This window comes from Cupriavidus sp. 05T42, assembly GCF_056396345.1.
Window position 1 is genome coordinate 23,150 of the sequence record NZ_JBFTLH010000029.1, and the last position, 24,995, is coordinate 48,144.

Sequence of the window (24,995 nt, forward strand, 5' to 3'; positions counted from 1 at the left end):
GCTGCACAACGTCTTCCGGACTTCAGGGGTCAACCCTGATGCCGTTGAAACGTTACTGAAAGGTTAGGCTCCCATTTCTCGGGCATTCGCCCACTGCCTCAAGCTAAATCAATGAAAAAGAAGGACATTGAGATTTTCGATGTCATGTCGCTGCGCGGCCCGAATATGTGGACATATCGGCCAGTGCTGGAGGCATGGGTTGATATCGGCGAACTGGAGGATTTCCCCTCCAACAAGATCCCGGGGTTCTACGAGCGCCTGTCGGCCTGGCTCCCGTCGCTGATCGAGCATCGCTGCAGCATTGGCGAGCGCGGCGGCTTCCTGCAGCGGCTCAAGGAAGGGACGTGGCCCGGCCACATCCTCGAGCACGTGACGCTTGAACTGCAGAACCTGGCCGGCATGCCGGGCGGCTTCGGCAAGGCCCGCGAGACCCCCGTGCGGGGCGTCTACAAGGTGATCGTCCGGGCCTGGCACGAGGAGGTGACGCGCGCCGCGCTGTTCACCGCCCGTGATCTGGTCATGGCCGCCATCGAGGACCGCCCGTTCGACGTACCCGACGCCGTGGACAACCTGCGCCGCCTGGTCGACGAACATTGCCTCGGCCCGAGCACCGCCTGCATCGTCGATGCCGCCGATGACCGCGACATCCCCTCCATCCGACTCTCCGACGGCAATCTGGTTCAACTTGGCTACGGGGCGCGCCAGCGCCGCATCTGGACCGCCGAGACCGACCGGACCAGCGCCATCGGCGAATCGATCTCGCGCGACAAGGACCTGACCAAGACGCTGCTGGAATCCTGCGGCGTGCCGGTACCGGAAGGCCGCATGGTCGAGAGCCCCGAGGACGCCTGGGACGCCGCCGAGCGCATCGGCGTGCCGGTGGTGGTCAAGCCGTACGACGGCAACCATGGCCGCGGCGTGTTCACCAACCTGATGACGCGCGAGGAAGTGGAAACCGCCTACTCGGTGGCCATCGACGAAGGCAACGGCGTGATCGTCGAGCGCTTCGTGCCGGGCAACGAACACCGCCTGCTGGTGGTGGGCGGCCGGCTCGTGGCGGCGGCGATGGGCGAGACGGCCAGCGTCGTGGGCGACGGCACCTCGACCATCGACGAACTGATCGATTCGCAGATCAACTCCGATCCGCGCCGGGGCAGCACCGAGGACCATCCGCTGAACCGCGTGCGGCTCGATTCCGCCGCACGGCTGGAACTGAAGCGCCAGGGCCTGGTAGATGGCGATTCCGTGGCACCCGCCGGCAAGACCATCCTGATCCAGCGCAACGGCAACGTCGCCTTCGACGTGACCGACCGCGTGCACCCGAGCGTGGCCGCGCATGCCGCGCTGGCCGCGCGCGTGGTGGGGCTGGACATTGCCGGGGTGGACCTCGTGGCCGAGGACATCTCGCGTCCGCTGGCCGACCAGCGCGGCGCCATCGTCGAGGTGAACGCCGGCCCGGGCCTGCTGATGCACATCAAGCCGGCCGACGGCACGCCGCGCCCCGTGGGCCCCGCCATCATCGACCATCTGTTCCCCGCCGCGAAGGATGGCAGCGCCGATGACGGCCGCATCCCCGTGGTCGGCATCACCGGTAACAACGGCAAGACCGTGGTGGCCAAGCTCGTGGCGCGCCTGCTGCAACTTTCGGGCAAGCACACCGGGCTGGCCTGCAGCGACGGCCTGTTCCTGGACCGCCGCCAGGTGGAGACCGGCGACCGCGCCAACTGGGAAGCCGGCCATCGCATCCTGATGAACCGCGCCGTGGAAGCGGCCGTGTTCGAGAACGACAGCGGCATGATCCTGTCGCAGGGCCTGCCGTACGACCGTTGCCAGGTTGGCGTGGTGACCAACTTCGCCCAGCCGGACCACCTCGGCGACTACTACGTCGAGGACGAGGACCGCATGTACAACGTGTTGCGCACCCAGGTGGACGTGGTGCTCAACAACGGCGTGGCGGTGCTCAACGCCGGCGATGCGCGGCTGGTGGAGATGGCCGAGCTGTGCGATGGCGATGTGATCTTCTTCGGCCTCACCGCCGACCTGCCGGCGATTGCCGCGCACCGGGCGGCGGGCAAGCGAGCGGTGTTCGTACGCGAAGGCAAGGTCGTGATGGCCACCGGCCAGAGCGAGATGCCGCTGACCGATGTGTCGGCCATTCCGCTGACCTATGCGGGCCGCGTGGCGTTCCAGATCGAGAACGTGCTGGCGGCCGTGGCCACGGGCTGGGCGCTGGGCATTTCCAACGACCTGATCCGCGCCGGCGTGGTGACGTTCGACGTTGGCCAGGTGGACGTGCCGGGCCGCTTCACGCTGTTCGAACGCCAGGGCGCCACGGTGATCGTCGATGACGCGCACAACGCGCCCGCGCTGACGGCGCTGGCCGCCGCGCTCGACCGCTTCCCCGCCGAGCGCCGCATGCTGGTGTTCGGCGCCGGCGTGCAGCGCCGGGACGAGGACCTCGTCAGCCACGGCAAGATCATCGGTGCCGCGTTCGACCGCGTGTTCCTCTGCGAGGACCAGAGCGTGAAGCGCGACCTGCCCGATGCCGAGGCCCGCGCGCTGGTCAAGAAGGGGCTGTACGAAGGCCGCCGCGTGACCAAGATCATCGACGAAGGCGCTCGCCGCGCCGCCATCGAGACCGCGCTCTCGCAACTGGTGGCCGGCGACCTGCTGGTCATCCAGTGCGACGAGGGCTCGCCCGAGGGCACTGTCGAGCAGGTACACCAGTGGGTCGGCCGTAGCGGCCGCCGCGCCTGATGGCTCGGCCAGAAAAATAACGGAAATACTATGGAAGTCTCCCGTATCCGGGCCCTGCGCGGCCCGAATCTCTGGTGCCGCCACACTGGCATCGAGGCCATCGTGGCCTGCTCGGACACCTCGCACCTGCTGGCCGACCTGCCCGGCTTCGAAGACCGCCTGCGCGCGCGCTTCCCTGCCATCGGCCCGCTCCGTCCTGACGACGAGGCCGGTACGCCGTCGATGGCCCACGCGCTGGAAGCCGCCGCACTCGGCCTGCAGGCCTCCGCCGGCTGCCCGGTCACCTTCAGCAACACCGCGCCCACCGTGGAGCCCGGCACGTATCAGGTAGTGGTGCAGTACAGCGAGGAGGAAGTCGGCCGGCTCGCCTTCGAACTCGCTGAACAGCTATGCCTGGCGGCCCGCGACGACAAGCTCTTCGACCTCGACGACGCGCTGCACCGCCTGCGCGAATTGGACGAGGACGTGCGGCTGGGGCCGAGCACCGGCTCCATCGTCTACGCCGCCGTGGCGCGTGGCATTCCGTATCGCCGCCTCACGCAGGGGTCGATGGTCCAGTTCGGCTGGGGCAGCAAGCAGCGCCGCATCCAGGCCGCCGAGACCGACATGACCAGCGCCGTGGCGGAGTCCATCGCGCAGGACAAGGACCTGACCAAGAGTCTGCTGCACGCCGCCGGCGTGCCGGTGCCGCTGGGCCGCTCGGTGCGCAGCGCCGAGGAAGCCTGGGCCGCCGCGCAGGCCATCAACGGGCCGGTGGTGGTCAAGCCGCGCGACGGCAACCAGGGCAAGGGCGTGGCGGYGCGCATCCGCACGCGCGAAGAAGTGATGACGGCCTACGAAGTGGCGGCCGACATCTCCTCGGACGTGCTCGTGGAACGCTACATCCCCGGTCACGATTTCCGCCTGCTGGTGGTGGGCAAGCACCTGGTGGCCGCCGCGCGCCGCGATCCGCCGCAGGTGATTGGCGATGGCGTGCACACCGTGCGCCAGCTCGTGGAGGAAGTGAACCGCGACCCGCGCCGGGGCGAGGGCCATGCCACGTCACTGACCAAGATCCGCTTCGACGATATCGCGCTGGCAACGCTGGCCAAGCAGCACCTGACCGCCGACTCGGTGCCCGCCAACGGCACGCGCGTGGTGCTGCGCAATAACGCCAATCTGTCGACGGGCGGCAGCGCCACCGACGTGACCGACGACGTCCACCCGGACATCGCCGCGCGCGCCGTGGCCGCAGCCCAGATGGTGGGCCTCGACATCTGCGGCGTGGACGCCGTGTGCGAGACCATGCTCAAGCCGTTCGAGGAACAGGCCGGCGGCATCGTCGAAGTCAACGCCGCGCCGGGCCTGCGCATGCACCTGCAGCCGTCGTTCGGCAAGGGCCGCGCCGTGGGCGAGGCCATCGTCTCAACCATGTTCGCCGATGGCGACGATGGCCGTATTCCCGTGGTGGCGGTGTCCGGCACCAACGGCAAGACCACCACCGTGCGCCTGATCACCCACCTGCTGGCCACGAGCGGCCTGCGCATGGGCATGACCGGCACCGATGGCGTGTATATCCGGGGCGAGCGCATCGACACCGGCGACTGCAGCGGTCCGCGCAGCGCGCGCAACGTGCTGCTGCATCCGGACGTCGACGCCGCCGTGTTCGAGACCGCGCGCGGCGGCCTGCTGCGCGAGGGCCTGGCCTTCGACCGCTGCGACGTGGCCGTGGTGACCAATGTGGGCGAAGGCGACCACCTGGGGCTGTCCTATATCAGCACCGTGGAAGACCTGGCCGTGCTCAAGAGCGTGATCGTCCAGAACGTGGCGCCGCATGGCATGGCTGTGCTGAACGCCGCGGATCCGATGGTGACGCGCATGGCCGACGCCTGCCCCGGCACGGTGACGTTCTTCGCGCAGGATGCCGGGCTGCCGACGATGGCGCTGCATCGCGCACAGGGCAAGCGCGTGGTGTTCGTCGAGGGCGACGAGATCGTGGCGTGCGAGGGCGAGACCCAGGTGCGCATCGCGCTGGCGGACATCCCGCTGACGCGCAACGGCAGCATCGGCTTCCAGGTGGAAAACGCGATGTCATCGATCGCCGCCGCCTGGGCGCTGGGCGTGGACTGGGCCGTGATCCGTCGCGGGCTGGCTACCTTCGTCAACGACGCCGCCACGGCGCCGGGCCGCTTCAACGTGTTCGACTACCGGGGCGCCACCCTGATCGCCGACTACGGCCACAATCCGGATGCCATCCAGGCATTGTGCAATGCGGTGGAATCCATGAAGGGCGACCGCCGCGTGGTGGTGATCAGCGGCGCGGGCGATCGTCGCGACGTGGACATCCGCCGGCAAACCCAGATCCTGGGCGGCGTGTTCGACGAGGTGGTGCTGTATCAGGACCAGTGCCAGCGCGGCCGCGAGGACGGCGAGGTACTGGCGCTGCTGCGCGAAGGGCTGGAAGGCGCACAGCGCACCCAGCACGTGGAGGAGATCCGGGGCGAGTTCCTGGCGATCGACACCGCGCTGGGGCACCTGAAGCCKGGCGACCTGTGCCTGATCCTGGTGGATCAGGTGGAAGAGGCACTCGGGCACATCGCCCAGCGCATCGCGGAACAGTAACGCGCACCTTTGTGCGTCCGTGCGAAGGCCGGCTCCCAGGAGCCGGCCTTTTTTCTTGTGCGTCCACTTGCATCGAAACGGTTGCAGGTGCCACATTACTGTCACCATCGCTCCGATGACCGCCCTGCCCCGCCGGTCTCATCCAGAGGAGGCTTGCCATGCAATCGCCGCAGACCGTAGTGGTCACCTACATCGCCGCCACACCCGAGCAGGTCTGGTCCGCGCTGACGGAGCCCGCGCAGAGCGAACAGTATTTCTTCGGGCGGCGCGTGGAGTCTGACTGGCAGGTGGGCAGCCCGTTCGTGCTGCGCATGGACGACGGGCGGGTGGACTCGCAGGGCGTGGTGCTGCTGGCCGAGCCGCCCTACCGGCTCTCGGTGACGTGGCGCGTGGAGTGGCTCGAGGCCTTCCGCGAGTTACCCGAGGTGGTGGTCACTTGGCAGGTGGATGCGCTGGGGCAGGCGGTGCGGCTGACCGTGAGCGAGACCCATCGCGAGCCGGTKGACGAGCAGATCCTGCAAGGTGGCCGCAACGGCTGGCCGATGATCCTCGCCGKACTCAAGACGCTGCTGGAGACGGGGCAGCCCCTCCAGGTCGAGGTCCCCAAGCCGCCACCGGCGCCCTCCTCCGCCGCCTAGCCCCTCGCCTTCAGTGCCGACCCGGCAGCGAGAGCCGGCGCTCCAGCACGCGCTGCAACACCGATAGCCCGGTACTCAGGATCCAGTAGATGACCGCCACCGCCAGGTAGAGCGGCAGCGGCTGGTAGGTGGCGGCGATGATTTCCTGCGCGGTGCGCAGCAACTCGGTCACGGTGATCACCGACACCAGCGAGGTGTCCTTGATCAGGCTGATCAGGCTGTTGGACAGGCTCGGCACGGCCAGTCGCAGCGCCTGCGGCCCGACGATGTAGCGCAGCGTCTGGATGGGCGTCAGGCCCAGGCTGTAGGCCGCCATCTACTGCCCGCGCGCAATCCCGAGGATGGCGCCGCGCATGCTTTCCGACAGATAGGCGCCCACGTTGAGGCTCAGGGTCAGCACGCCGGCCGGGGTCGGCTCGAGCGCAATGCCCACGCTCGGCAGCCCGTAATAGACCACGAAGATCTGCACCAGCAGCGGCGTGCCGCGCATGATGCTGACGTACACGCGCGCCACCATTTTGAGAATCGGCGCATGGCTAATGCCCATCAGCGCGACCACAATACCAATCACCAGGCCGAACGCCATCGACAGCACGGCGAACTTCAGCGTGAGCAGGGCGCCCTGCAACAGCACGGGCAGCGAATCCATCACGAGGGCGAGGGCGGACATGGCAGGGGCGGGTCAGGAATCCGGAATGCCGGGATCATACGTGATCCGGCCGCGGAAAAAAAAGGCCGACTCTCGGGAGCCGGCCTTGCTGGTACGGGCTGGGAGCGGGTTGGCCCGGCGGGGGGCGCAACCCTGTCCGCTTACTTCGGCGCCTTGGTCACATCCGAGCCGAACCACTTGGTCGACAGCTTCACCAGCGTGCCGTCCTTGCGCAGGTCTTCCAGCGCCTTGTCGATGGCCTGGGCGAACTTCGGATTGTCCTTGCGGAACGGGATGGCGACCTCGGTATTGGCGCCGGGCACCACGGCGCCCGGGCGCAGCGGCAGGTTGGCGTTCTTGATCAGGTAGTTGACCATCAGCCTGTCATTGAGCGCCGCGTCGATCCGCTGCGAGGCCAGGTMGCGCAGGTACTCAGGCGCGCCGGGATAGGTCTTCACGTCGATGCCGGCCACCGATTTGGCCAGTTCGTTGTAGTTGCTGCCCAGGCTGACGCCCAGCTTGTGGCTCTTCAGGTCGTCCAGCGACTTGAACTCGCGCTTGTCGTCCTTGCGCTGGATCAACTGGGCTGCCGAATAGACGTAGGGCGTGGAGAAATCGAGGGTCTGCTTGCGCTGCGGCGTGACCGCGACCTGGTTGACGATGATGTCGAACTTACCCGCCTGCAGGCCGGCGATGATCGCGCTCCATTCGGTGGTCACGAACTCCGGCTTCACGCCGAGCTTGCCGGCGATGGCGCGCGCCACGTCCACGTCGAAGCCCTCGAGTTCGTTCTTCGCGCCGCGATAACCGAACGGCGGGTACGTGCCTTCCACGCCAATCTTGAGCACGCCGGCTTGCTTGACCGTGTCGAGCAGATCGGCGGCGCTGGCGGCCGTGGCCGTGAAACCGGCAACGCCAGCCAGCAGCGCGGAAGCCAACAGGGATTTGAGCAAGCCAGTACGAATCGAGCGCATAAATTCTCCAGTGTGAGAGGCGGATCAGGCCGGCTGCCCCTTTTGGGGGCGAACCGGAGGCTCCTAAGAGCCTATAACGGGCTCCACACTACCGCAAACACTATCAAACGCGAAATAACGATTCATTATGGCTATATAACCGATCCGCCACCGCACCCAGGGGCCGGGCGGGGCGGACCGCGGCGCCGCCAGTCCCTCCCTGCTTACTGGAACGCCTTGTCGTTCGGCGCCGCGAACAGCGCCTTCATGTCCGGCGACAGCGGGTAGTTCATATTGATGTTGCGCGGCGGAATCGGCGACTGGAACCACTTCGTGTACAGCTTGTCGGCACGGCCGCTCAGCATCAGGTCCGACACCACGCCATCGGCCAGCTTCTTGAACGAGGCGTCGTCCTTGCGGAACATGCACGCGTAGTTCTCGGTCTGGAGCGGCTCGCCGGCCACAACCCATTCGCTCGCGTTCTTGGCCTTGGTGCGCTCGCCGTACAGCAGCGGCTCGTCCATCACGAAGGCTACCGCACGGCCCGTCTCCAGGATCAGGAACGCCTGGCCATGGTCCTTGGCGCTGGTCAGGTTCATGTTCATGCCCTGCTCGCCGTTCATCTTGACCAGCAGGCGCTCGCCCGTGGTGCCGGCCGTGGTGACCACGTTGCGGCCCTTGAGCTGGGCGAAGTCGGTCACGCCCGAGTCCTTCTTGGTCAGCATCTTGATACCGTAGACGAACAGGCTGTTCGAGAAGGCCACCTGCTTCTGGCGCTCGAGATTGTTGGTCGTGCTGCCGCATTCGATGTCGATCGTACCGTTCTGCATCAGTGGGATGCGGTTCTGCGAGGTGATCGGCGTCAGCTTGACCTGCAGGTTCGGCATGTTCAGCGTCGTCTTGATCTTGTCGACGATCTGCAACAGGATCTCGTGCGAGTAGCCCATGACCTCCTTGCCGTCCGTGTACGAGAACGGAATCGACGACTCGCGGTAGCCGAGCGAGATCACGCCGGTGTCCTTGATCTTCTTGAGCGTATCGCCATCGGCGGCGTGCGCGCCGGCGGCAGCGCAGGCCAGCACGGCGGCGGCCAGCAGGCGGGTGGACAGGCAGGTAGGGGTCAGACGGACACGCAGTGACTTCATGGTTTTCGCTCCTTGATGGGGCTTGGTTTAATCAGCTCGAGGCAATCCCACTTCCGTACTACAAACTTCAACACCCGTTGTGCGCCGGTCAGGCCCGCGCCGCACTGAAATCTTCTGCGCCGATGGCCGGCGCGCGGCCGGCCAACTGGTCCGCCAGCATCCCCGCGCTGCCCATCGCCAGCGTGAACCCGAGCGCGCCATGGCCCAGGTTCAGCCACAGGCCCGGCAGGCGCGACGGGCCGACCAGCGGCAGGCCGTCCGGCGTGGCCGGGCGCAGGCCCGCCCAGGGCTGCAGAGCATCGAGGCCGGCGCCATTGGCCACGCCGCCAAACACGGCGCGGGTCTGGGCGACCAGTGTCTGCGCGCGCTCGCGGTCGATGGTCGGCCCGCCGCGCACCAGATCCGCCATGCCGGCCACGCGCAGCGTATTGCCGATGCGCGCGTAGACGATCTTGTTGGCGAAGTCCGTCACGCTGATATGCGGCGCCCGGGCGCCATCGGCGATCGGCACCGTGATGCTGTAGCCCTTGAGCGGCCACAGCATCGGCCGTACGCCGAGCGGACGCAGCAGCGGCACGCTGCCGATGCCGCCCGCGACGATCACCGCGTCCGCGCGCACCTCGTCATCGGTCGTCCTCACGCCCACCACCTGGACGCCCGATGTCATCAATCCAGTGACACGTGTGCCAAACCGCATCGACACATTGCCCTTCCCTTGCAACAGATGGGCCAGCGAGAGGCAAAAGCGATGACAATCGCCCACTTCTTCACTCGGCGTGTAGATGGCGCCGGCGATGTCGCCCCGGATGCCGGCCAGCGCGGGCTCCAGCGCCACCGTGGCGTCGCGGTCCAGCGCCTGCTGCTCGCAGCCCAGGCTGGCCTGGTAGTCCAGCAGCCGGCAGGCCGATGCATAGGCGGCTTCGTTGCGATGCACCACCAGCTTGCCGCGCCGCGCGAAATCGAAGCCGCCGCCCTCGCCGCGTGCCTCCGGGCCGTCCACGAAGGCCTGCATCAGGTCCCGCGAATAAAAGGCCAGCCGCAGCAGCTTGCGCGTGGTCGCCTCGCTGGTGGCGGCGTTGCACGCCTGCACGAAGGCCAGCAGCCAGCGCCACTGGGCGGGATCGGCGGTCGGACGGAAGCGCATCGGCKAATCGCGGTCCAGCAGCCAGCCCGGCACCTTCGACAGCACGCCCGGCCCGGCCAGCGGCGCCACATAGCTATAGCTCAGCTGCCCGCCGTTGGCGAAGCTCGTCTCCTCGCCCGGCCCCTCGTGGCGCTCCAGTACGGTGACCTCGTGGCCGTCCTGGGCCAGCCGCCATGCGGTGGTCATGCCGACCACCCCTGCTCCCACAATCGCTATGCGCATCGAACCTGCCTTGCCATCCATATCGAAACGATGGGCCAGAGCGTAGTCCACCGCGCGCGGCTTGCCCAATGCCAATACGTGCCAGAATATGTCCCCAGGCTATGGATGCCGGCCACCCGGGCTTACCCGTAGTGCACGGCCGTCCTGGCCGGTTTCCGCCGCACCTTTCCGGACAATATCCAGCACCACAACGATGCGCCTGCGCCAGATCGAAGTCTTCCGCGCCGTCATGCTGACCGGCACCGTCAGCGAGGCCGCGCGCCTGCTCCACGTCTCCCAGCCCGTGGTGACGCGGGTATTGCAGCACGCCGAGGCCTCGCTGGGCTTTCGTTTGTTCGAGCGCGTGCGCGGCCGGCTGCAGCCCACGCCCGAGGCGACCGCGCTCTATGGGGATGTCGAAAGGCTATATGGGGAGATCGAGCGCGTGCGGCGCGTGTCCGAGAGCCTGCGCCACAAGGGCGCCGGCCGGCTGCGCGTGGCCGCCACGCCGAGCCTGGCCAACCCGCTGCTGGTGCCGGCCGTGCGGCGCTTCTGCGCGCGGCATCCGKAAACGCAGGTCCAGGTGCTGACGCACCATACCAACGAGATCGTGGACGCGCTGCTGACCAACCAGATCGACGTGGGTTTCGCCTTTTCGCCGCCCCGGCACGAGGCCATCTCCTCGGAGCCGGTGGCCGCCGGCCGGATGCTGCTTGCCGTGCCGCGCACGCTGCCGCTGCCGGCCGGGGGGCGGCGCGGGGCGGTGTCGATGCACAAGCTGATGGACCGCCCCTTCGTCGGCTACGACGACGACACCTCGCTGGGCCTGCTGGTGCGGCAGACGCTGGCGCGCCACGCGCTGGAGCCGCATTCCACGCTGGAGGTGCAGACCTACTCGCTGGCGCTGGCACTCGTCGATGCGGGGCTCGGCCTGACCGTGCTCGACCAGTACACGGCCCTGAGCGCCAATCCGGCCAATGTGGCACTGCACGATATCGAGCCGATGCTGCCTTTCGAGATCCAGCTGCTGCGCGCGAGCCACCGGGGTGCCTCCAGCCTCGTGGACGACATGCGCACCCAGTTCACGGCCGCCGCCGCCGAGCTGGCGGCCACCCTGCCCCACCGGCTCGAAGCCCCGCGCGTGCAGTTCGACGCGCCCGAGAAATGAGCCGCGCCGCCCTCAGAAACGCCGCATTGACAGACCTGCGCGGCGTACACCATCATCAACCCGCCCCGACAGGCGCGTGAAACCCCMATGTTCGTCCTGACCCTGATTCTCCTCGTCCTGATAAGCGCGTTCTTCTCGATTTCGGAGATCGCGCTGACGGCCGCCCGGCGCACCAAGCTCCAGGTCCTGGCCGAGCGCGGCGACCGCCGCGCCACCAAGGTGCTGCGGCTCAAGGAAGAGCCCGGCAACTTCTTCACCATCGTGCAGATCGGCGTGAACAGCGTGGCCATCCTCGCCGGTATCCTGGGCGAGAAACACGTCTCCGACCTCGTCTTCGCCGCGCTGACCCCCTATATGAGCGCCACCCACGCGCTGCGCGTGGCCAATATCGGCTCCTTCCTGGTGGTGACGCTGCTGTTCATCCAGTTCGCGGACCTGATTCCGAAGCGCATCGCCATGACCTTCCCCGAGCGCTGCGCGGTGGTGGTCATTGAGCCGATTCTCACGCTGCTGCGCGTGCTGAAGCCGGTGGTGTGGATCTTCAACGCGGCGGCGGACGCGATGCTGAAGCTGCTCGGCATCCCGACCAAGCCGGTGGACCAGATCACCACCGAGGACATCGCCGCGATGGTCGATGCCGGCGCCGAGGCCGGCGTGCTCCACAAGCACGAGCTGCACCTGATCGAAAACGTGTTCGAACTCGACTCGAAGGGCATCACGGCGATCATGACCCCGCGTGACGACGTGATCTTCCTGACGCTGGACGAGACCGCCGACAGCGTGCGCCGCAAGCTGGTCAGCCAGCCGCACGCGCAATACCCGGTCTGCGGTCACGACCTGGACGACGTGCTGGGCTACATMGACTCGAAGGACATCCTGCAACGGCTGCTGGCCGACGAGAGCGCCACGGTGCTCGGCAACATCGGCCGGCATCACGACAAGAACGTGCTGGTGATTCCGGACACGCTGACGCTGTCCGAGTCCCTGACGCGGTTCCGCGAGATGCACGAGAGCTTTGCGGTGGTGATGAACGAGTACGGGCTCGTGGTGGGCATCGTCACGCTCGACGACATCGTCGGCGCGCTAATGGGGGACATCCTGTATTCGGCCGAGGACGAGCAGATCGTGCGGCGCGACGAGACGTCATGGCTGGTGGACGGCGTGACGCCGCTGGTGGACCTCAAGAAGGCGCTCGAACTCGATTCGCTGCCCGGCGAGGACTACGTCGATACGGCGGCCGGCCTGGTGATCTACTCACTGAAGCGGATTCCGAAGAAATCCGAGTCGATCACCGTGGCGGGCTACCGCTTCGAGGTGCTGGATATCGATCATCACAAGATCGACCAGCTGCTGGTGTCGCGGCTGCCGGGCGCGGTGGCGCCGAGCGCCGCTTCAGCCGGGGACCACTGACTCAGGTCTGAGTCACGTGCGCGTGATGGAGGCGCCGCCGTCCACCAGGGACGCCGTGCCGGTCACGAACGCCGCGTCGTCAGACGCCAGGTACAGCACCGACCGCGCCAGTTCTTCCGGCTTGGCCACGCGCTTGAGAGCGTGGAGTCCGGTGATGAACGCCTGCGATTCGGTCGTATTGTTCATGTCACGATACATTTCGGTGTCCACCGCGCCCGGCAGGATGGCGTTGACCCGCACGCCTTGCGGCCCGTACTCGGACGCCAGCGCCTGCGTCAGGCCGATCAGGCCGGCCTTGCTCGCGGCATAGGCGGCCACGCCCGGGAACGCGAACGAGTAGCCGACGAACGTCGACGTGAAGATCACCGATCCCCCGCCCTGCTTCGCCATCTGCGCGATCTGGTGCTTGGCGCCGAGGAACGCGCCGGTCAGGTTGATCGCCAGCGTGTCGTTCCAGCCGGCTTCCGACACCCCGGTGCTCGGGCCGCCTTCGCCCAACGTGCCCGCGTTGTTGAAGGCGATGTCCAACTTGCCGTACTGCTCGACCGCCAGATCCACCAGGGCGCGGGCATAGTTTTCGTCCCGGACGTCGCCCGCCAGTGCAACCGCCTCGCCACCGGCGGCGCGGATGCGGGCCACGAGGGCGTCCAGTTCCGCCTGCCGCCGCGCGCCAACCACGAGCTTCGCGCCCTCCTTCGCAAACAACTCCGCCGTGGCCAGGCCAATGCCGCTGCTTGCACCCGTGATGATCGCCACCTTGCCGTTCAGTCGTTCCATGATGTGCTCCGGTTTCCGTTGAGTTGATTCGTTGATTTGATCTATCGATTTCGGTTCGGCACACCCAGGTGCGCCGCGTCTGAACCCAGTATGGGCGCTGGGATTAGATAGCGGTATATTGCTAATCACGATTCTGCTTTTCGGAAAAACCGAACAATGTTCAAACTGGAAGGGGTGGCGAGTTTCGTGGCGGTGGCCGAGTCTGGGTCGATCACAGAGGCGGCGCGCCGGCTGCACCTGTCGAAATCGGTAGTCAGCGAGCGGCTGGCGGAGATGGAGCAGGTGCTGGGCGCGCGCCTGCTTCACCGCACCACGCGGCGGGTGAGCCTGACCGAAGACGGCGCCGCGTTCCTGGAACGCGCCACCCGGATCCTGCGGGAAGTGGAGGACGCCGCAGCGGAGATGACCGAGCGGCGCGGCACGCTGTCCGGCCCGCTGCGGATCGCCGCGCCAGTCACGTTCGGACGCCTGCACCTGGGGCCGGCGCTCTACCCCTTCCTGGCCCGGCATCCCGACATCGATCTCTCACTAGATCTGGACGACCGTCGCGTGGATGCGTCATCGGAAGGCTACGACGCGGTGATCCGCCACGGCGCCGTCGGCGATTCGCGGCTGGTGGCGTGGCCCCTGGCGCCGAGCCGCCGGCTGCTCGTGGCATCGCCGGCCTACCTCGACCAATGCGGCGCGCCAGACTCGCCCGAGGCATTGCAGCGCCATCACGGCATCTTCTATACGAATCGGGGCATCGCGGACTGGTCGTTCCTGCAGGACGGCGAAATGACTTCGCTACGCGCCCGCGCCCGCCTGCGGGTCAACAACGGCGACATGATGCTGGACGCGGCGCTGGCCGGCCTCGGCATCGCGCTATTGCCGACCTTCCTGGCCGGCGCTGCATTGAAATCGGGCGCGTTGCGGAGCGTGGACATCGGCGTGCAGACGGCAGCCGAATCGATCTACGTCGCCCACGCGGAAGGCCGACGCGCGTCCGCCAAGCTGCGTGCGCTGGTGGAGCACCTGCGCGAAGCGATCGGCAGTCCGCCGTATTGGGATGTGTAGAGGGAACGCGGGAGGGGACGTGTAGAAAAACAAAACCGACGCCTGCTTGCACAGTGCGTCGGTCTGAGTGTTACTGCTATTTGTTGCTTACCCAGCGAACCGGGCAGCTTCTTATTTGGCGGAGAGGGTGGGATTCGAACCCACGGTACCGTCGCCGGTACGCCTGATTTCGAGTCAGGTACATTCGACCACTCTGCCACCTCTCCGGTAACTTGGTCGACCTTGCGGCGAAACCAAGATTATAGCGATGTTGCGCCCGCCTTTGCAAGCGGCTTGCGCAATAATTTTTACGCCTCCGGTTGCAGCGTTGTGATGCCGCCCATATACGGCTGCAGCGCCTTCGGCACGGTCAGCGAACCGTCGGCATTCTGGTAGTTCTCGAGAATCGCCACCAGCGTGCGGCCCACGGCCAGGCCCGAGCCGTTCAGCGTGTGCACGAGTTCCGGCTTGCCCTGCCCCGCGCGGAAGCGGGCCTGCATGCGGCGCGCCTGGAAGTCGCCCATGCTCGAGCACGAGCTGATCTCGCGGTAGGTGTTCTGCGCCGGAATCCACACCTCGATGTCATAGGTCTTGGTGCTGCCGAAGCCCATGTCGCCCGTGCAGAGCACCACGGTGCGGAACGGCAGTTCCAGCTTCTTGAGGATGGCCTCGGCATGGCCGGTCATCTGCTCGAGCGCGTCCATCGACTGCTCGGGCGGCACCACCTGCACCATCTCCACCTTGTCGAACTGATGCTGGCGGATCATGCCGCGCGTGTCCTTGCCGTACGAGCCTGCTTCCGAGCGGAAGCACGGCGTGTGGGCGACGTAGCGCAGCGGCAGCTTGTCGCCGGCCACGATGGCGTCGCGGACCATATTGGTCAGCGGCACTTCGGCGGTCGGGATCAGGTAGAAGTTCTCGATGGTGTCCTGGCCATCCTCGCCGCCGACCTTGCGCGGCACCTTGAACAGGTCGTCCTCGAACTTGGGCAGTTGGCCCGTGCCACGCATCGACGCGGCATTGACGATGTACGGCACGTACATCTCGGTGTAGCCGTGCTCGAGCGTGTGGGTGTCCACCATCAGCTGCACCAGCGCGCGGTGCATGCGCGCCAGGCCGCCACGCAGGAAGGAGAAGCGCGAGCCGGTCACGCGCGTGGCGGTCTCGAAGTCGAGGCCGAGCTTCGCGCCCACGTCCACGTGGTCCTTGACCTCGAAGTCGAACGTGCGCGGCGTGCCGACGCGGCGTACCTCGACATTGCCGGTCTCGTCGCTGCCCACCGGCACGCTCGCGTCCGGCAGGTTCGGGACCGACATGATCGCGTCGTGGATCTGTTCCTGGATCTCGGCCAGGCGCTGGGCCGACGCCTTCAGCGTGTCGCCAATGCCGGCGACCTCGGCCATCGGGCCGGAGGCGTCTTCGCCCTTGCCCTTGAGCATGCCGATCTGCTTCGACAAGCTGTTGCGACGCGCCTGCAGGTCTTCGGTCTGTGTTTGCAGTTGCTTGCGTTCGGCCTCGAGGGCCTGGAACGTCGCCACGTCGAGTTGAAAACCGCGCGTGGCCAGCCGTTGGGCCACGGCGTCGATGTCTTTGCGGAGCAGCTGGATGTCGAGCATGTTGCGGGAGCGATGGATGTGCAGTGCCGGCGACATGCCGGCGATGGGCGCCATTTTACTGCACCGGCACCCCCTGCCGCGACGGAGTCAGCGCCCTTTTCCAGCCTTGTTCGGCATTTTCAGAGTCGTCTCACTCTTTCTCACCGCCCTTGTCCGGCCGATGTTCGCGATGCCAGGCCGCGTCGAGGTCGCGCAGATGGCGCAGTTTGTCGCTGATCTTGCCTTCCAGGCCACGTGGTGTGGGCTGGTACCAGTCCTGGCGGCGGAGGTCGTCGGGCAGGTAGTGCTCGCCGGCGGCGTAGGCCTCGGGCTCGTCGTGCGCGTAGCGGTAGGCGTGGCCGTAACCGAGTTCCTTCATCAGCTTGGTCGGCGCGTTGCGCAGGTGCACCGGCACCTGGCGCGACTTGTCCTTGGCCACGAAGGCCCGCGCGGCGTTGTAGGCGTTGTAGCCGGCATTCGATTTCGGGGCGACGGCGAGGTACAGCAGCGCCTGGGCCAGCGCCAGTTCGCCCTCGGGCGAGCCGAGCCGCTCGTAGGTCTCAGCCGCATCTAATGTGATGCGCGCAGCACGTGGATCGGCCAGCCCGATGTCCTCCCAGGCCATCCGCACGATGCGCCGCGCGAGGTAGCGCGGATCGGCGCCGCCATCGAGCATGCGGCAGAACCAGTACAGCGTGCCGTCCGGATCGGACCCGCGCACGGACTTGTGGAGCGCGCTGATCTGGTCGTAGAACGCATCACCGCCCTTGTCGAAGCGGCGCAGGTTCTCGGCCAGCGCGCTGCCCAGCAGCGGCGTGTCGATGCGGTCCTGCCCCGCGTTGCGGGCCGCGCGCGCGACGATCTCGATATTGTTCAGCAGCTTGCGCCCGTCGCCGTCGGCCGAGCCGACGATCAGCTGGAGCGCCTCGTCCTCCCAGGTCAGCCCGCCCAGTTCCTCGCTGGCGCGCAGCACGAGCTGCTTCAGTTCGGCGTCGTCCAGACTCTTGAGCACGTAGACGGCCGCCCGGGACAGCAGCGCGCCGTTGACCTCGAACGATGGGTTTTCCGTGGTGGCGCCGATGAACGTGAACAGGCCGCTTTCCACGTGCGGCAGAAAGGCATCCTGCTGGCTCTTGTTGAAGCGGTGCACTTCGTCGACAAACACCAGCGTGCGGCGGCCGTGGGCGCGGTACTGCTCGGCGCGCTCCACCGCCTCGCGGATGTCCTTGACGCCCGACAGCACGGCCGACAGCGCGATGAACTCGGCATCGAACGCGCTGGCCATCAGCCGCGCCAGCGTGGTCTTGCCCACGCCGGGCGGACCCCACAGAATCATCGAATGCGGCTCGCCGGACGCGAACGCCACGCGCAGCGGCTTGCCAGCCCCCAGCAGATGCTGCTGGCCGATGACTTCGTCGATGGTGCGCGGGCGCAGGCGTTCCGCCAGCGGCTGCCGGGAACGTTCAGGGGGGTCGGAAAACAGCGAATCCGCCACGATGGTTCTACCTCTTGGATCTGGGCGCGCGCGGGCTGGCCGCGGCGCGGAACGTGACAGTGTAGACCATCGCCCGATGGCCTAAAGAATCCCTTCAACCTTGCCGATAACATCCAATGGCCCGCGTATCACCCGACCGGGCGTGGCAGATTCATCGGTTACAAGTTCGAGGATCCCTATGCTGCGTTACCGCATGCTGTTGTTCAAGATGTCCCGCCTCGCGAGCAAGAACAAGCTCAGCGGCGTGGAAGAAATCTCGTTGGCAGGGCAGTTTTCCGAAATGATCGGATCGCAGGAGGAGGCCGACCGCCTGATCGAGGATCTGGTCGACCATGAGAACCCGCAGGTACGCCGCATCGGACTGTCCGCGATCCGGCGCTCGCGCCGCTTCGGCGGTCGGATGCTGATGCCCGCGCTGCTGCGCCGGCTGGCCGATGTGGAAGGCTGGCTGCGCCATGACGCGGTGTGGATCGTCCAGGAAGGCCAGTTCGATGGCGCCGAACTGCGCGCGGCGCTGCGCCGCGTGGCCGGCAACGTGCGGCTGCCGCAGGACGCGGTGCGGGCCAAGGCCAATCCGGCCGATGGTCCGCTGCACGCGGCCGTGCGCGCGCGCCAGGCGCTGGACGTGCTGATCAAGAAATCGGCGGAAGCGCACAATGCTGCACTTGCTGCCGGCGGCGGCCTGCCCGGCGCCACCGATGGCCAGCCCTATGCCCAGGGCTCGGTCGGCCATATCCGCGCCGTGCACCGGCAGTTGCAGCGCAAGATGGCAGGGCGCAAGCTCAACAGCAGCACCAAGCTGCGGTTCAAGAAGGTGGAAAGCCAGTATCCGCCCAACGACAACCGCCGCTTCCTCCTCTGATACCATGGGGCTCGCCTTGACGCTTACCTAGGTCTACCCAGGCTTGCCCAGCTTTTCCAACCCCGCCGGCCCGACGGCCGGCTCGCCAGGAGGAAGCCACTGCCATGGCCATCACGACCCGCATCCGCAAGAAGAAGCAATATCGGAAAGCCGTGTTGAAGTTGCGCGCCGCGATCAAGCGCGGCGACGAGGAAGCGATCAGGATCCGGCGCGAGAAACTGCAGAAGCTGCMGGTGCCGCGCCAGCGCTACGCGCGCGAAGCGCAGGCGTAGCGCCGCGGGCGTCAGCCCTCAGCCCTTGGCCCGGTCGGCCAGCGTCTTCATGGCATCCGCAGGCAGCGGGCCATGGCAGGTCCGCTCGCCACCGGCCACTCCCACCACCAGCCATACCTTGTCCGGCGCATCGGCCGGATGGAGCAGCCATGCCGGCCCACGCGCCGCATTGCTGGCCGGCAGGTCTTCCAGCACCCCGCTGTGCGCCGATTGGAGCAGCGTGGCGCACTGCGAGTGCGGCACGCGCGTGGCCTTGAGGAAGTCCGGATTGCCGAGCACTTCGGGCATGGCCGTATCCGATGCACGCAGGAAGGCATCCACGTCGAACCGATTGGCCGGCGCCTGGGCGCAGGCGGCCAGCAGCAGGACGGCGGCCCCGGCCAGCAGGCGGGGGGTCACGATGGACAGCGAGAACGACGGCGAAAAATCGGCGGGCATGGTGGGCCTCATTGCTTCATCACGTCGGCGCCCTTCGGCACCGTGAAGCGGAACGTGTCCGCCGGCAGCGACGGATTCTTCTGCATCGCCGAGAAGGTCAGCAGCGTGGTATTGCCGAAGGCATCGCGCAACTCCATCGCCTCCAGGTTGCCGGCCTTGAAGCCGATCTGGATCTTCTCGAACTGGGTGTCTTTCGACTTTGGCGTCAGCTCCAGCCATTCCACGCCGTCGCGCGTGGCGCCGTTCTTCACATCGAAATTCTTGCTCAGATCGTTGCTCCCGAACAGGATGGCGGCCGGGCTCGAGCCCAGCGCGTTGTCCAGCTTGCGCTCGGTCACCTGGTTCAAGTCTTTATCGTAGATGAACAGCGTCTGGCCATCGGCCTGGAGCAGTTGCTCGTAGGGCTTGGTGTAGCGCCACGTGAACTTGCCGGGGCGCGAGAACGCGAAAGTGCCGCTGGACGTGCCGCCGGCCTTGCCTTCGCCGCCCTGCCCMTTGAGCTGTTTCTGGGTGAATTCGCCACGCGCGGTCTTCACGCTGGTCACAAAACTCTGCAGCTGGTCTGTCGCGGCGGCCTGGGCGGCCGATGCGGCAGCCGTCAGCAGCACAAGCGCGGCGCAGGTGGACGCAAGAATGCGATGTCGCATGGAGTCAGCCCTTTCCTGAGTAGTAGATGCCCGGTTAGAGCCGGGCGCGGGGCGCCGGATTCCTGTGACCGGGGTAACGGTATGTTACGCGTCACATTTGACGCCGGCCACCCCTCGCCGCCCTTTGCCGCCCCGGACGCGTTCAGTCGTCGTCGCGCGCACCGGCCCCGGCGCCGGCCGGCACCAGGATGTCGCGGTTGCCGTTGCCCGACATGGCCGAGACCAGTCCGGCCTTCTCCATATCCTCGAGCAGCCGCGCGGCGCGGTTGTAGCCGATGCGCAAGTGGCGCTGCACCAGCGAGATCGACGCCCGGCGATTCTTGACCACCACCTCGACGGCCTGATCGTACAGCGGATCGGCCTCGCCGCCCCCGCCGCCAATGCCAGCGCCGCCGCCCAGGCTGTCGCCCGCGCCGTCGCCATCGACCAGCCCGCCTTCGAGAATGCCCTCGATATAGTTGGCCTCGCCGGACGCCTTGAGCTGCTCCACCACGCGGTGCACTTCCTCATCGGAGACGAAGGCGCCGTGCACGCGCACCGGAAACCCGGTGCCCGGCGCGAGGTAGAGCATGTCGCCCATGCCCAGCAGCGCCTCGGCGCCCTGCTGGTCGAGGATGGTGCGCGAGTCGATCTTGCTGCTGACCTGGAACGCGATCCGCGTCGGCACATTGGCCTTGATCAGGCCGGTAATCACATCCACGGACGGCCGCTGGGTGGCCAGCACCAAATGCAGGCCGGCCGCGCGGGCCTTCTGGGCGATACGGGCGATCAGTTCCTCGACCTTCTTGCCCACCACCATCATCAGGTCGGCCAGTTCGTCGATGACGATGACGATGGTCGGCAGCTTCTCGAGCGGCTCGGGGGCGTCCGGCGTCAGGCTGAACGGATTCGGCACCTTTTCCTCGCGCGCCGCCGCCTCATCGATCTTCTTGTTGTAGCCGGCCAGGTTGCGCACGCCCAGCTTGCTCATGAGCTTGTAGCGCCGCTCCATCTCGCCCACGGCCCAGTTCAGCGCGTTGCCGGCCTGGCGCATGTCCGTGACCACCGGGCAGAGCAGGTGCGGAATGCCCTCGTAGACGCTCATTTCCAGCATCTTCGGGTCGATCAGGATCAGGCGCACGGCCTCGGGCTTGGCCTTGTAGAGCAGCGACAGGATCATCGCGTTGATGCCCACCGACTTGCCCGAGCCAGTCGTGCCGGCCACCATGCAGTGCGGCATCTTGGCGAGGTCGGCCACCATCGGCTTGCCGGCGATGTCCTTGCCCAGCGCCATGGTCAGGCTGGACGCGCTTTCGTTGTAGACGTGGGAACCGAGAATTTCAGTCAGGCGAACGGTCTGGCGCTTGGGGTTCGGCAGCTCCAGCCCCATGTAGTTCTTGCCCGGGATGGTTTCCACCACGCGGATCGACACCAGCGACAGCGAACGCGCCAGGTCGCGCGCCAGATTGACGATCTGGCTGCCCTTGACGCCGGTAGCCGGCTCGATCTCATAGCGGGTGATGACCGGCCCCGGGTAGGCGGCCACGACCTTGACTTCGACGCCGAAGTCCTTGAGCTTCTTCTCGATCAGCCGCGACGTGAATTCGAGCGTTTCGGCGCTCACCGTCTCCTGATGGGCCGGCACGGCGTCGAGCAGCGACAGCGGCGGCAGGTCGGAGTCCTGGATATCGGCGAACAGCGGCTGCTGCTTCTCGCGCTCCACCCGTTCGTGCTTGGGCACGGCCTGCGGGCGCACGATCTGCACCGGGGTGGCTTCCTCCTGGCGCACGCGCTGCACTTCCACGGTCTCGGTCCGTTCCACCTTGGCCGCGGCACCGATGATGCGGTCCTGCTTCTTCTCGCGGCGGGCCTTGAAGCCGAGGAACAGCGTTTCGACGAAGCCGCCGACGTGTTCGGCCACGGAGAGCCAGGAGAAATGGAAGAACAGCGACAGCCCGATGGCGAACATCAGCAGCAACAGCAGCGTGGCGCCGGAAAAGCCCAGCGCCAGTTGCAGCCAGCCGCCGAGCAGGTCGCCCAGCACGCCACCCGGGGCGCGCGGCAGCGCGGCGCGCAGCGGGTACATGCGGATGGCCTCGAGGCCCATGCTCGATACCAGCGTCAGGCCAAAGCCGATCCAGCTGATCGCCACGCTGTGCTGCGGATCCGGCACGCGCTCGGGGAGTTCGGCGGTCAGGGTGCGCCAGCCGCGCCAGCAGCGGCGCATCAGCAGCACGCTCCACCAGTAGGCGGAGAAGCCGAAGATGAAGAACAGCACGTCCGCCACCCAGGCGCCCACGCGGCCGCCCAGATTGTGGATATCGGCCACCTGGCTGGCGTGAGACCAGCCGGGGTCCGCCTTGCTGTAGCTGGCCAGCACGCACACGAAGCCGAGCGTAACGGCCAGCAGCAGGAACCAGCGCACCTCGCCCAGCAGCTTGGCGATTCGCGAGGGGAGTGCCGACGGGTCGGTCCGGGTAGTGGTGGTAGCGCGGGCCATGCCTTGGGTTCGGATGATCGCTTCAGATCGCTCGGGGTGGACGATGGCGGCCATTTTAACCTTGCGCGCGCTATCGGCCCCATTGGAATTTGCAACAGTCGGCAAACGCCAGCCCACTTATAATGGCGGTTTCGAGTTACACCGGCGCGAACGCAACACGCGCGTACGCCGGCCACAGGAACGCAACATGTCCGCAAAACACGCAAAAGTGCTGATTCTCGGGTCGGGTCCGGCCGGCTACACCGCCGCCGTCTACGCCGCCCGCGCCAACCTCCAGCCCGTGCTGATTACCGGCCTGGCCCAGGGCGGCCAGCTGATGACCACCACCGACGTGGAAAACTGGCCCGCCGACGCCAATGGCGTGCAGGGCCCGGACCTGATGCAGCGTTTCCTGGCCCATGCCGAGCGCTTCAACACCGAAATCATCTTCGATCACATCCACACGGCCAAGCTGACCGAGAAGCCGATCCGCCTGATCGGGGACTCGGGCGAGTACACCTGCGACGCGCTGATCATCGCCACGGGCGCCTCGGCGCAGTACCTGGGCCTGCCGTCGGAAGAGTCGTTCATGGGCCGCGGCGTGTCCGCCTGCGCCACCTGCGACGGTTTCTTCTATAAGAACCAGGAAGTCGCCGTGGTCGGCGGCGGCAACACGGCCGTGGAAGAGGCGCTGTACCTGTCGCATATCGCCAGCAAGGTCACCCTGATCCACCGCCGCGACAAGTTCAAGGCCGAACCGATCCTGGTGGACCGCCTGCTCCAGCGCGTCAAGGAAGGCCGCGTGGAACTGCGCTACGACCATACGCTCGATGAAGTGCTGGGCGATGAGTCGGGCGTGACCGGCCTGCGCATCCGCAGCACCAAGGACACCGCCAAGACCGAGGACCTGAAGCTGGCCGGCGTGTTCGTGGCGATTGGCCACAAGCCGAACACCGACCTCTTCGTGGGTCAGCTGGACATGAAGAACGGCTACATCGTGACCAAGAGCGGCCTGTCCGGCGATGCCACGGCCACCAACATCCCGGGCGTGTTCGCCGCCGGCGACGTGCAGGACCACATCTACCGCCAGGCCATCACCAGCGCCGGCACGGGCTGCATGGCCGCGCTGGACGCCCAGCGCTTCGTAGAGGCACTGCAGTAAGCGCCACGGCCTCCACCCCCTCCGCCATGGACGGCGCGGAGGCCGCTCCCCCTCGCAATCCCCTTATAATCGACGCCGAGCCCCCGGAGAATCTTTCCATGTCGCACGGCGCAAAATCCCCTTCCAAGCGCTTCGGCCTGCACGATCTGGCCGCGGTGCGTGACAATCTCAAGGCTGACGCCGAACGCCGCGAGGCCGAGCGCGTGGCCGCCGAAGCCGCCGCCCGCCGCGCCGACGAGGAAGCCAACGTCTTCCGCAGCAATGTCGGCCAGGTCAGCGCCCTGCGTGACCGTAACCACGTGGCGCATCCGCCCAAGCGTCCCCCGCCCGTCGCCATCCAGACCCAGCTTAACGACAAAGCCGTGCTGGAAGCCTCGTTGTCCGACGAATTCGATGTCGAGAATCTGCTCGATATCGACGAAACCATGTCGTTCCGGCGCCCCGGTATCGGCATCGACGTGGTCCGCAAGCTCCGCCGTGGCGAGTGGGTACCGCAAGACAAAGTGGACCTGCACGGCCTGCGCAGCGACGAGGCGCGCGAGGCACTGGCCGAATTCCTGCGCCGCTCGGTGCGCAACGGCGTGCGTTGCGTGCGCGTGATCCACGGCAAGGGCATCGGCTCCCCGGACAAGCTGCCGGTCCTCAAGGGCAAGGTGCGCAGCTGGCTGGTGCAGAAGGAGGAAGTCATCGCCTTCGTCCAGGCCCGCGAGTCGCTGGGCGGGGCCGGCGCCCTAATGGTCTTGCTGCGTCAGCCCCGCGCCTGATGTCGATGCACCTGCCGTTCGATCTGTTGATGGGGCGGCTGCCGCTGATCCTCCATGCGATGGAGGTGGTCGGCGTGCTCGCGTTTGCGATTTCGGGCGTGGTGGATGCGCGCAAGCAGCGGCTCGATGCCGTCGGCACGTTCATCGTCGCGTTCGCCACCGCGTTCGGCGGCGGCACCGTGCGCGACGTCCTGCTGGACCGGCGCCCGTTCTACTGGGTCGAGCACGAGTACTACGTGCTGCTGATCTTCGCGATGTCGATCGGCGCGGCCATCGTATTTCGCGTGGTGAGCACGGTGGCCTCGAACCGGGCGATGCTGGTCGCCGATGCCATCGGCCTGGGGCTGTTCTCCGTCACGGGCACCTCGCTGGCGCTGGTGGCGCAGATGACGCCGACCGTGGCGGTGATGATGGGCATCATCTCGGCAGTGTTCGGCGGCGTGGTCCGCGACGTGCTCTGCAATGAAGTGCCGATGATCCTGCGCGACCGCTCGCCCTACGCCACCTGCTCGTTTGTGGGCTGCTGGGTCTATGTCGGCCTGACTTGGCTACGCGCCGACCAGGAGGCGGCGCTGCTGACCGGGGCGCTTGTCACGATCGCCATGCGCCTGCTGTCCGTACAGCTTGGCTGGAAACTGCCAAGCTAGCAGAACCCTCAGAAACGAAAAAAGCCGGCGCTGTGAACTGACCCCCAGAAGTTGGACGGTTGATGGCTAGGCMGGAAAGGGCTGAGTCCTGTATTGCACGGGACTCAGCCCTTTTAGTTTGAGCTTGATGCGGTCATGATTGTAGTAGTGAATGTATTGGCGCAGTCCATCCTGCAG

At 66.9% G+C, this 24,995-nt stretch carries 21 protein-coding genes, 1 tRNA gene and 1 pseudogene; 11 read left to right on the forward strand and 12 right to left on the reverse strand.

Annotated features, from left to right (window positions below; genetic code table 11):
- Positions 1-111 precede the first annotated feature (111 nt).
- From cphA (AC1EJR_RS25380) to AC1EJR_RS25390, 3 genes are all read left to right on the forward strand, one after another.
- Entirely contained in the window at positions 112-2,757 is a 2,646-nt protein-coding gene (gene cphA / locus AC1EJR_RS25380) for a cyanophycin synthetase (RefSeq protein ID WP_092298374.1), read from the forward strand.
- A gap of 30 nt (positions 2,758-2,787) precedes the next feature.
- Positions 2,788-5,358, forward strand: coding sequence for a cyanophycin synthetase (gene cphA, locus AC1EJR_RS25385; protein ID WP_477147744.1), 2,571 nt, complete (start codon positions 2,788-2,790; stop codon positions 5,356-5,358).
- Between the two features lie 158 nt (positions 5,359-5,516).
- Positions 5,517-5,996 carry an SRPBCC family protein gene (locus AC1EJR_RS25390; protein ID WP_477147745.1) on the forward strand — a complete coding sequence of 160 codons (480 nt, stop codon included), beginning with the start codon at positions 5,517-5,519 and terminating at the stop codon, positions 5,994-5,996.
- Between the two features lie 10 nt (positions 5,997-6,006).
- On the opposite strand, the pseudogene AC1EJR_RS25395 reads toward AC1EJR_RS25390, so the two are convergent.
- The 4 genes and pseudogenes from AC1EJR_RS25395 to AC1EJR_RS25410 all read right to left on the reverse strand — a co-directional run bounded on the left by AC1EJR_RS25395 (position 6,007) and on the right by AC1EJR_RS25410 (position 10,109).
- Positions 6,007-6,666: pseudogene (locus AC1EJR_RS25395) on the reverse strand (amino acid ABC transporter permease).
- A gap of 140 nt (positions 6,667-6,806) precedes the next feature.
- A complete protein-coding gene (locus tag AC1EJR_RS25400; RefSeq protein ID WP_477147746.1) occupies positions 6,807-7,619 on the reverse strand; it encodes a transporter substrate-binding domain-containing protein in 813 nt (270 codons plus the stop codon).
- 203 nt (positions 7,620-7,822) lie between these two features.
- Positions 7,823-8,743 (reverse strand): glutamate/aspartate ABC transporter substrate-binding protein, encoded by a 921-nt coding sequence (locus AC1EJR_RS25405; protein ID WP_092298359.1) that lies wholly within the window; start codon positions 8,741-8,743, stop codon positions 7,823-7,825.
- A gap of 88 nt (positions 8,744-8,831) precedes the next feature.
- Positions 8,832-10,109 carry a D-amino acid dehydrogenase gene (locus AC1EJR_RS25410; protein ID WP_477147747.1) on the reverse strand — a complete coding sequence of 426 codons (1,278 nt, stop codon included), beginning with the start codon at positions 10,107-10,109 and terminating at the stop codon, positions 8,832-8,834.
- A 193-nt stretch (positions 10,110-10,302) separates the two neighbouring features.
- Here AC1EJR_RS25410 and AC1EJR_RS25415 point away from each other — a divergent pair, with 193 nt between their 5' ends.
- Both AC1EJR_RS25415 and paeA read left to right on the forward strand, forming a co-directional pair.
- Complete coding sequence (locus AC1EJR_RS25415; protein WP_477147748.1) at positions 10,303-11,256, forward strand: LysR family transcriptional regulator; 954 nt, start codon at positions 10,303-10,305, stop codon at positions 11,254-11,256.
- Between the two features lie 87 nt (positions 11,257-11,343).
- Complete coding sequence (paeA, locus tag AC1EJR_RS25420) at positions 11,344-12,666, forward strand: polyamine export protein PaeA (protein WP_092298353.1); 1,323 nt, start codon at positions 11,344-11,346, stop codon at positions 12,664-12,666.
- A 12-nt stretch (positions 12,667-12,678) separates the two neighbouring features.
- Here the strand turns inward: paeA and AC1EJR_RS25425 are convergent, their stop codons facing one another.
- Positions 12,679-13,443 carry an SDR family oxidoreductase gene (locus tag AC1EJR_RS25425; RefSeq protein WP_092298350.1) on the reverse strand — a complete coding sequence of 255 codons (765 nt, stop codon included), beginning with the start codon at positions 13,441-13,443 and terminating at the stop codon, positions 12,679-12,681.
- A gap of 156 nt (positions 13,444-13,599) precedes the next feature.
- Here AC1EJR_RS25425 and AC1EJR_RS25430 point away from each other — a divergent pair, with 156 nt between their 5' ends.
- Positions 13,600-14,499, forward strand: a complete 900-nt coding sequence (locus tag AC1EJR_RS25430; RefSeq protein ID WP_441591881.1) for a LysR family transcriptional regulator — start codon at positions 13,600-13,602, stop codon at positions 14,497-14,499.
- Between the two features lie 116 nt (positions 14,500-14,615).
- Here the strand turns inward: AC1EJR_RS25430 and AC1EJR_RS25435 are convergent.
- The 3 genes from AC1EJR_RS25435 to AC1EJR_RS25445 form a co-directional block, all read right to left on the reverse strand.
- Positions 14,616-14,705: transfer RNA gene (locus tag AC1EJR_RS25435), tRNA-Ser, on the reverse strand.
- 81 nt (positions 14,706-14,786) lie between these two features.
- A complete protein-coding gene (serS, locus tag AC1EJR_RS25440) occupies positions 14,787-16,094 on the reverse strand; it encodes a serine--tRNA ligase (RefSeq protein ID WP_092298474.1) in 1,308 nt (435 codons plus the stop codon).
- Positions 16,095-16,224: 130 nt separating this feature from the next.
- A complete protein-coding gene (locus AC1EJR_RS25445; RefSeq protein ID WP_092298343.1) occupies positions 16,225-17,568 on the reverse strand; it encodes a replication-associated recombination protein A in 1,344 nt (447 codons plus the stop codon).
- 178 nt (positions 17,569-17,746) lie between these two features.
- Here AC1EJR_RS25445 and AC1EJR_RS25450 point away from each other — a divergent pair, with 178 nt between their 5' ends.
- Positions 17,747-18,430 (forward strand): hypothetical protein, encoded by a 684-nt coding sequence (locus AC1EJR_RS25450; RefSeq protein WP_092298340.1) that lies wholly within the window; start codon positions 17,747-17,749, stop codon positions 18,428-18,430.
- Between the two features lie 104 nt (positions 18,431-18,534).
- Positions 18,535-18,702 (forward strand): hypothetical protein, encoded by a 168-nt coding sequence (locus AC1EJR_RS25455; RefSeq protein ID WP_477147749.1) that lies wholly within the window; start codon positions 18,535-18,537, stop codon positions 18,700-18,702.
- Between the two features lie 18 nt (positions 18,703-18,720).
- Here AC1EJR_RS25455 and AC1EJR_RS25460 read toward each other — a convergent pair whose 3' ends face one another.
- The 3 genes from AC1EJR_RS25460 to AC1EJR_RS25470 all read right to left on the reverse strand — a co-directional run bounded on the left by AC1EJR_RS25460 (position 18,721) and on the right by AC1EJR_RS25470 (position 22,266).
- A complete protein-coding gene (locus AC1EJR_RS25460) occupies positions 18,721-19,140 on the reverse strand; it encodes a hypothetical protein (RefSeq protein ID WP_255370925.1) in 420 nt (139 codons plus the stop codon).
- A gap of 8 nt (positions 19,141-19,148) precedes the next feature.
- Complete coding sequence (gene lolA, locus AC1EJR_RS25465; RefSeq protein WP_477147750.1) at positions 19,149-19,787, reverse strand: outer membrane lipoprotein chaperone LolA; 639 nt, start codon at positions 19,785-19,787, stop codon at positions 19,149-19,151.
- Between the two features lie 142 nt (positions 19,788-19,929).
- Complete coding sequence (locus AC1EJR_RS25470; protein ID WP_092298468.1) at positions 19,930-22,266, reverse strand: DNA translocase FtsK; 2,337 nt, start codon at positions 22,264-22,266, stop codon at positions 19,930-19,932.
- Between the two features lie 187 nt (positions 22,267-22,453).
- Here AC1EJR_RS25470 and trxB point away from each other — a divergent pair, with 187 nt between their 5' ends.
- The 3 genes from trxB (at position 22,454) to AC1EJR_RS25485 (ending at position 24,818) form a co-directional block, all read left to right on the forward strand.
- Positions 22,454-23,407: a thioredoxin-disulfide reductase gene (trxB, locus tag AC1EJR_RS25475; protein WP_092298334.1), complete on the forward strand. Its 954-nt coding sequence runs from the start codon at positions 22,454-22,456 to the stop codon at positions 23,405-23,407.
- Between the two features lie 98 nt (positions 23,408-23,505).
- A complete protein-coding gene (locus AC1EJR_RS25480) occupies positions 23,506-24,171 on the forward strand; it encodes a Smr/MutS family protein (RefSeq protein ID WP_092298331.1) in 666 nt (221 codons plus the stop codon).
- A gap of 5 nt (positions 24,172-24,176) precedes the next feature.
- Positions 24,177-24,818, forward strand: coding sequence for a trimeric intracellular cation channel family protein (locus AC1EJR_RS25485; RefSeq protein WP_177219978.1), 642 nt, complete (start codon positions 24,177-24,179; stop codon positions 24,816-24,818).
- Positions 24,819-24,884: 66 nt separating this feature from the next.
- Here the strand turns inward: AC1EJR_RS25485 and AC1EJR_RS25490 are convergent.
- Positions 24,885-24,995: IS3 family transposase (locus tag AC1EJR_RS25490; protein ID WP_284454490.1), on the reverse strand; the 111-nt coding region annotated here is incomplete at its 5' end.

Bases quoted from the DNA above. Each gene is read 5' to 3' on its own strand.
- cphA (WP_092298374.1), top strand. From the start codon at position 112: ATGAAAAAGAAGGACATTGAGATTTTCGATGTCATGTCGCTGCGCGGC.
- AC1EJR_RS25405 (WP_092298359.1), bottom strand. From the start codon at position 8,743: ATGAAGTCACTGCGTGTCCGTCTGACCCCTACCTGCCTGTCCACCCGC.
- AC1EJR_RS25425 (WP_092298350.1), bottom strand. From the start codon at position 13,443: ATGGAACGACTGAACGGCAAGGTGGCGATCATCACGGGTGCAAGCAGC.
- AC1EJR_RS25430 (WP_441591881.1), top strand. From the start codon at position 13,600: ATGTTCAAACTGGAAGGGGTGGCGAGTTTCGTGGCGGTGGCCGAGTCT.
- serS (WP_092298474.1), bottom strand. From the start codon at position 16,094: ATGCTCGACATCCAGCTGCTCCGCAAAGACATCGACGCCGTGGCCCAA.
- AC1EJR_RS25450 (WP_092298340.1), top strand. From the start codon at position 17,747: ATGCTGCGTTACCGCATGCTGTTGTTCAAGATGTCCCGCCTCGCGAGC.
- AC1EJR_RS25460 (WP_255370925.1), bottom strand. From the start codon at position 19,140: ATGCCCGCCGATTTTTCGCCGTCGTTCTCGCTGTCCATCGTGACCCCC.
- AC1EJR_RS25470 (WP_092298468.1), bottom strand. From the start codon at position 22,266: ATGGCCCGCGCTACCACCACTACCCGGACCGACCCGTCGGCACTCCCC.
- trxB (WP_092298334.1), top strand. From the start codon at position 22,454: ATGTCCGCAAAACACGCAAAAGTGCTGATTCTCGGGTCGGGTCCGGCC.
- AC1EJR_RS25480 (WP_092298331.1), top strand. From the start codon at position 23,506: ATGTCGCACGGCGCAAAATCCCCTTCCAAGCGCTTCGGCCTGCACGAT.
- AC1EJR_RS25485 (WP_177219978.1), top strand. From the start codon at position 24,177: ATGCACCTGCCGTTCGATCTGTTGATGGGGCGGCTGCCGCTGATCCTC.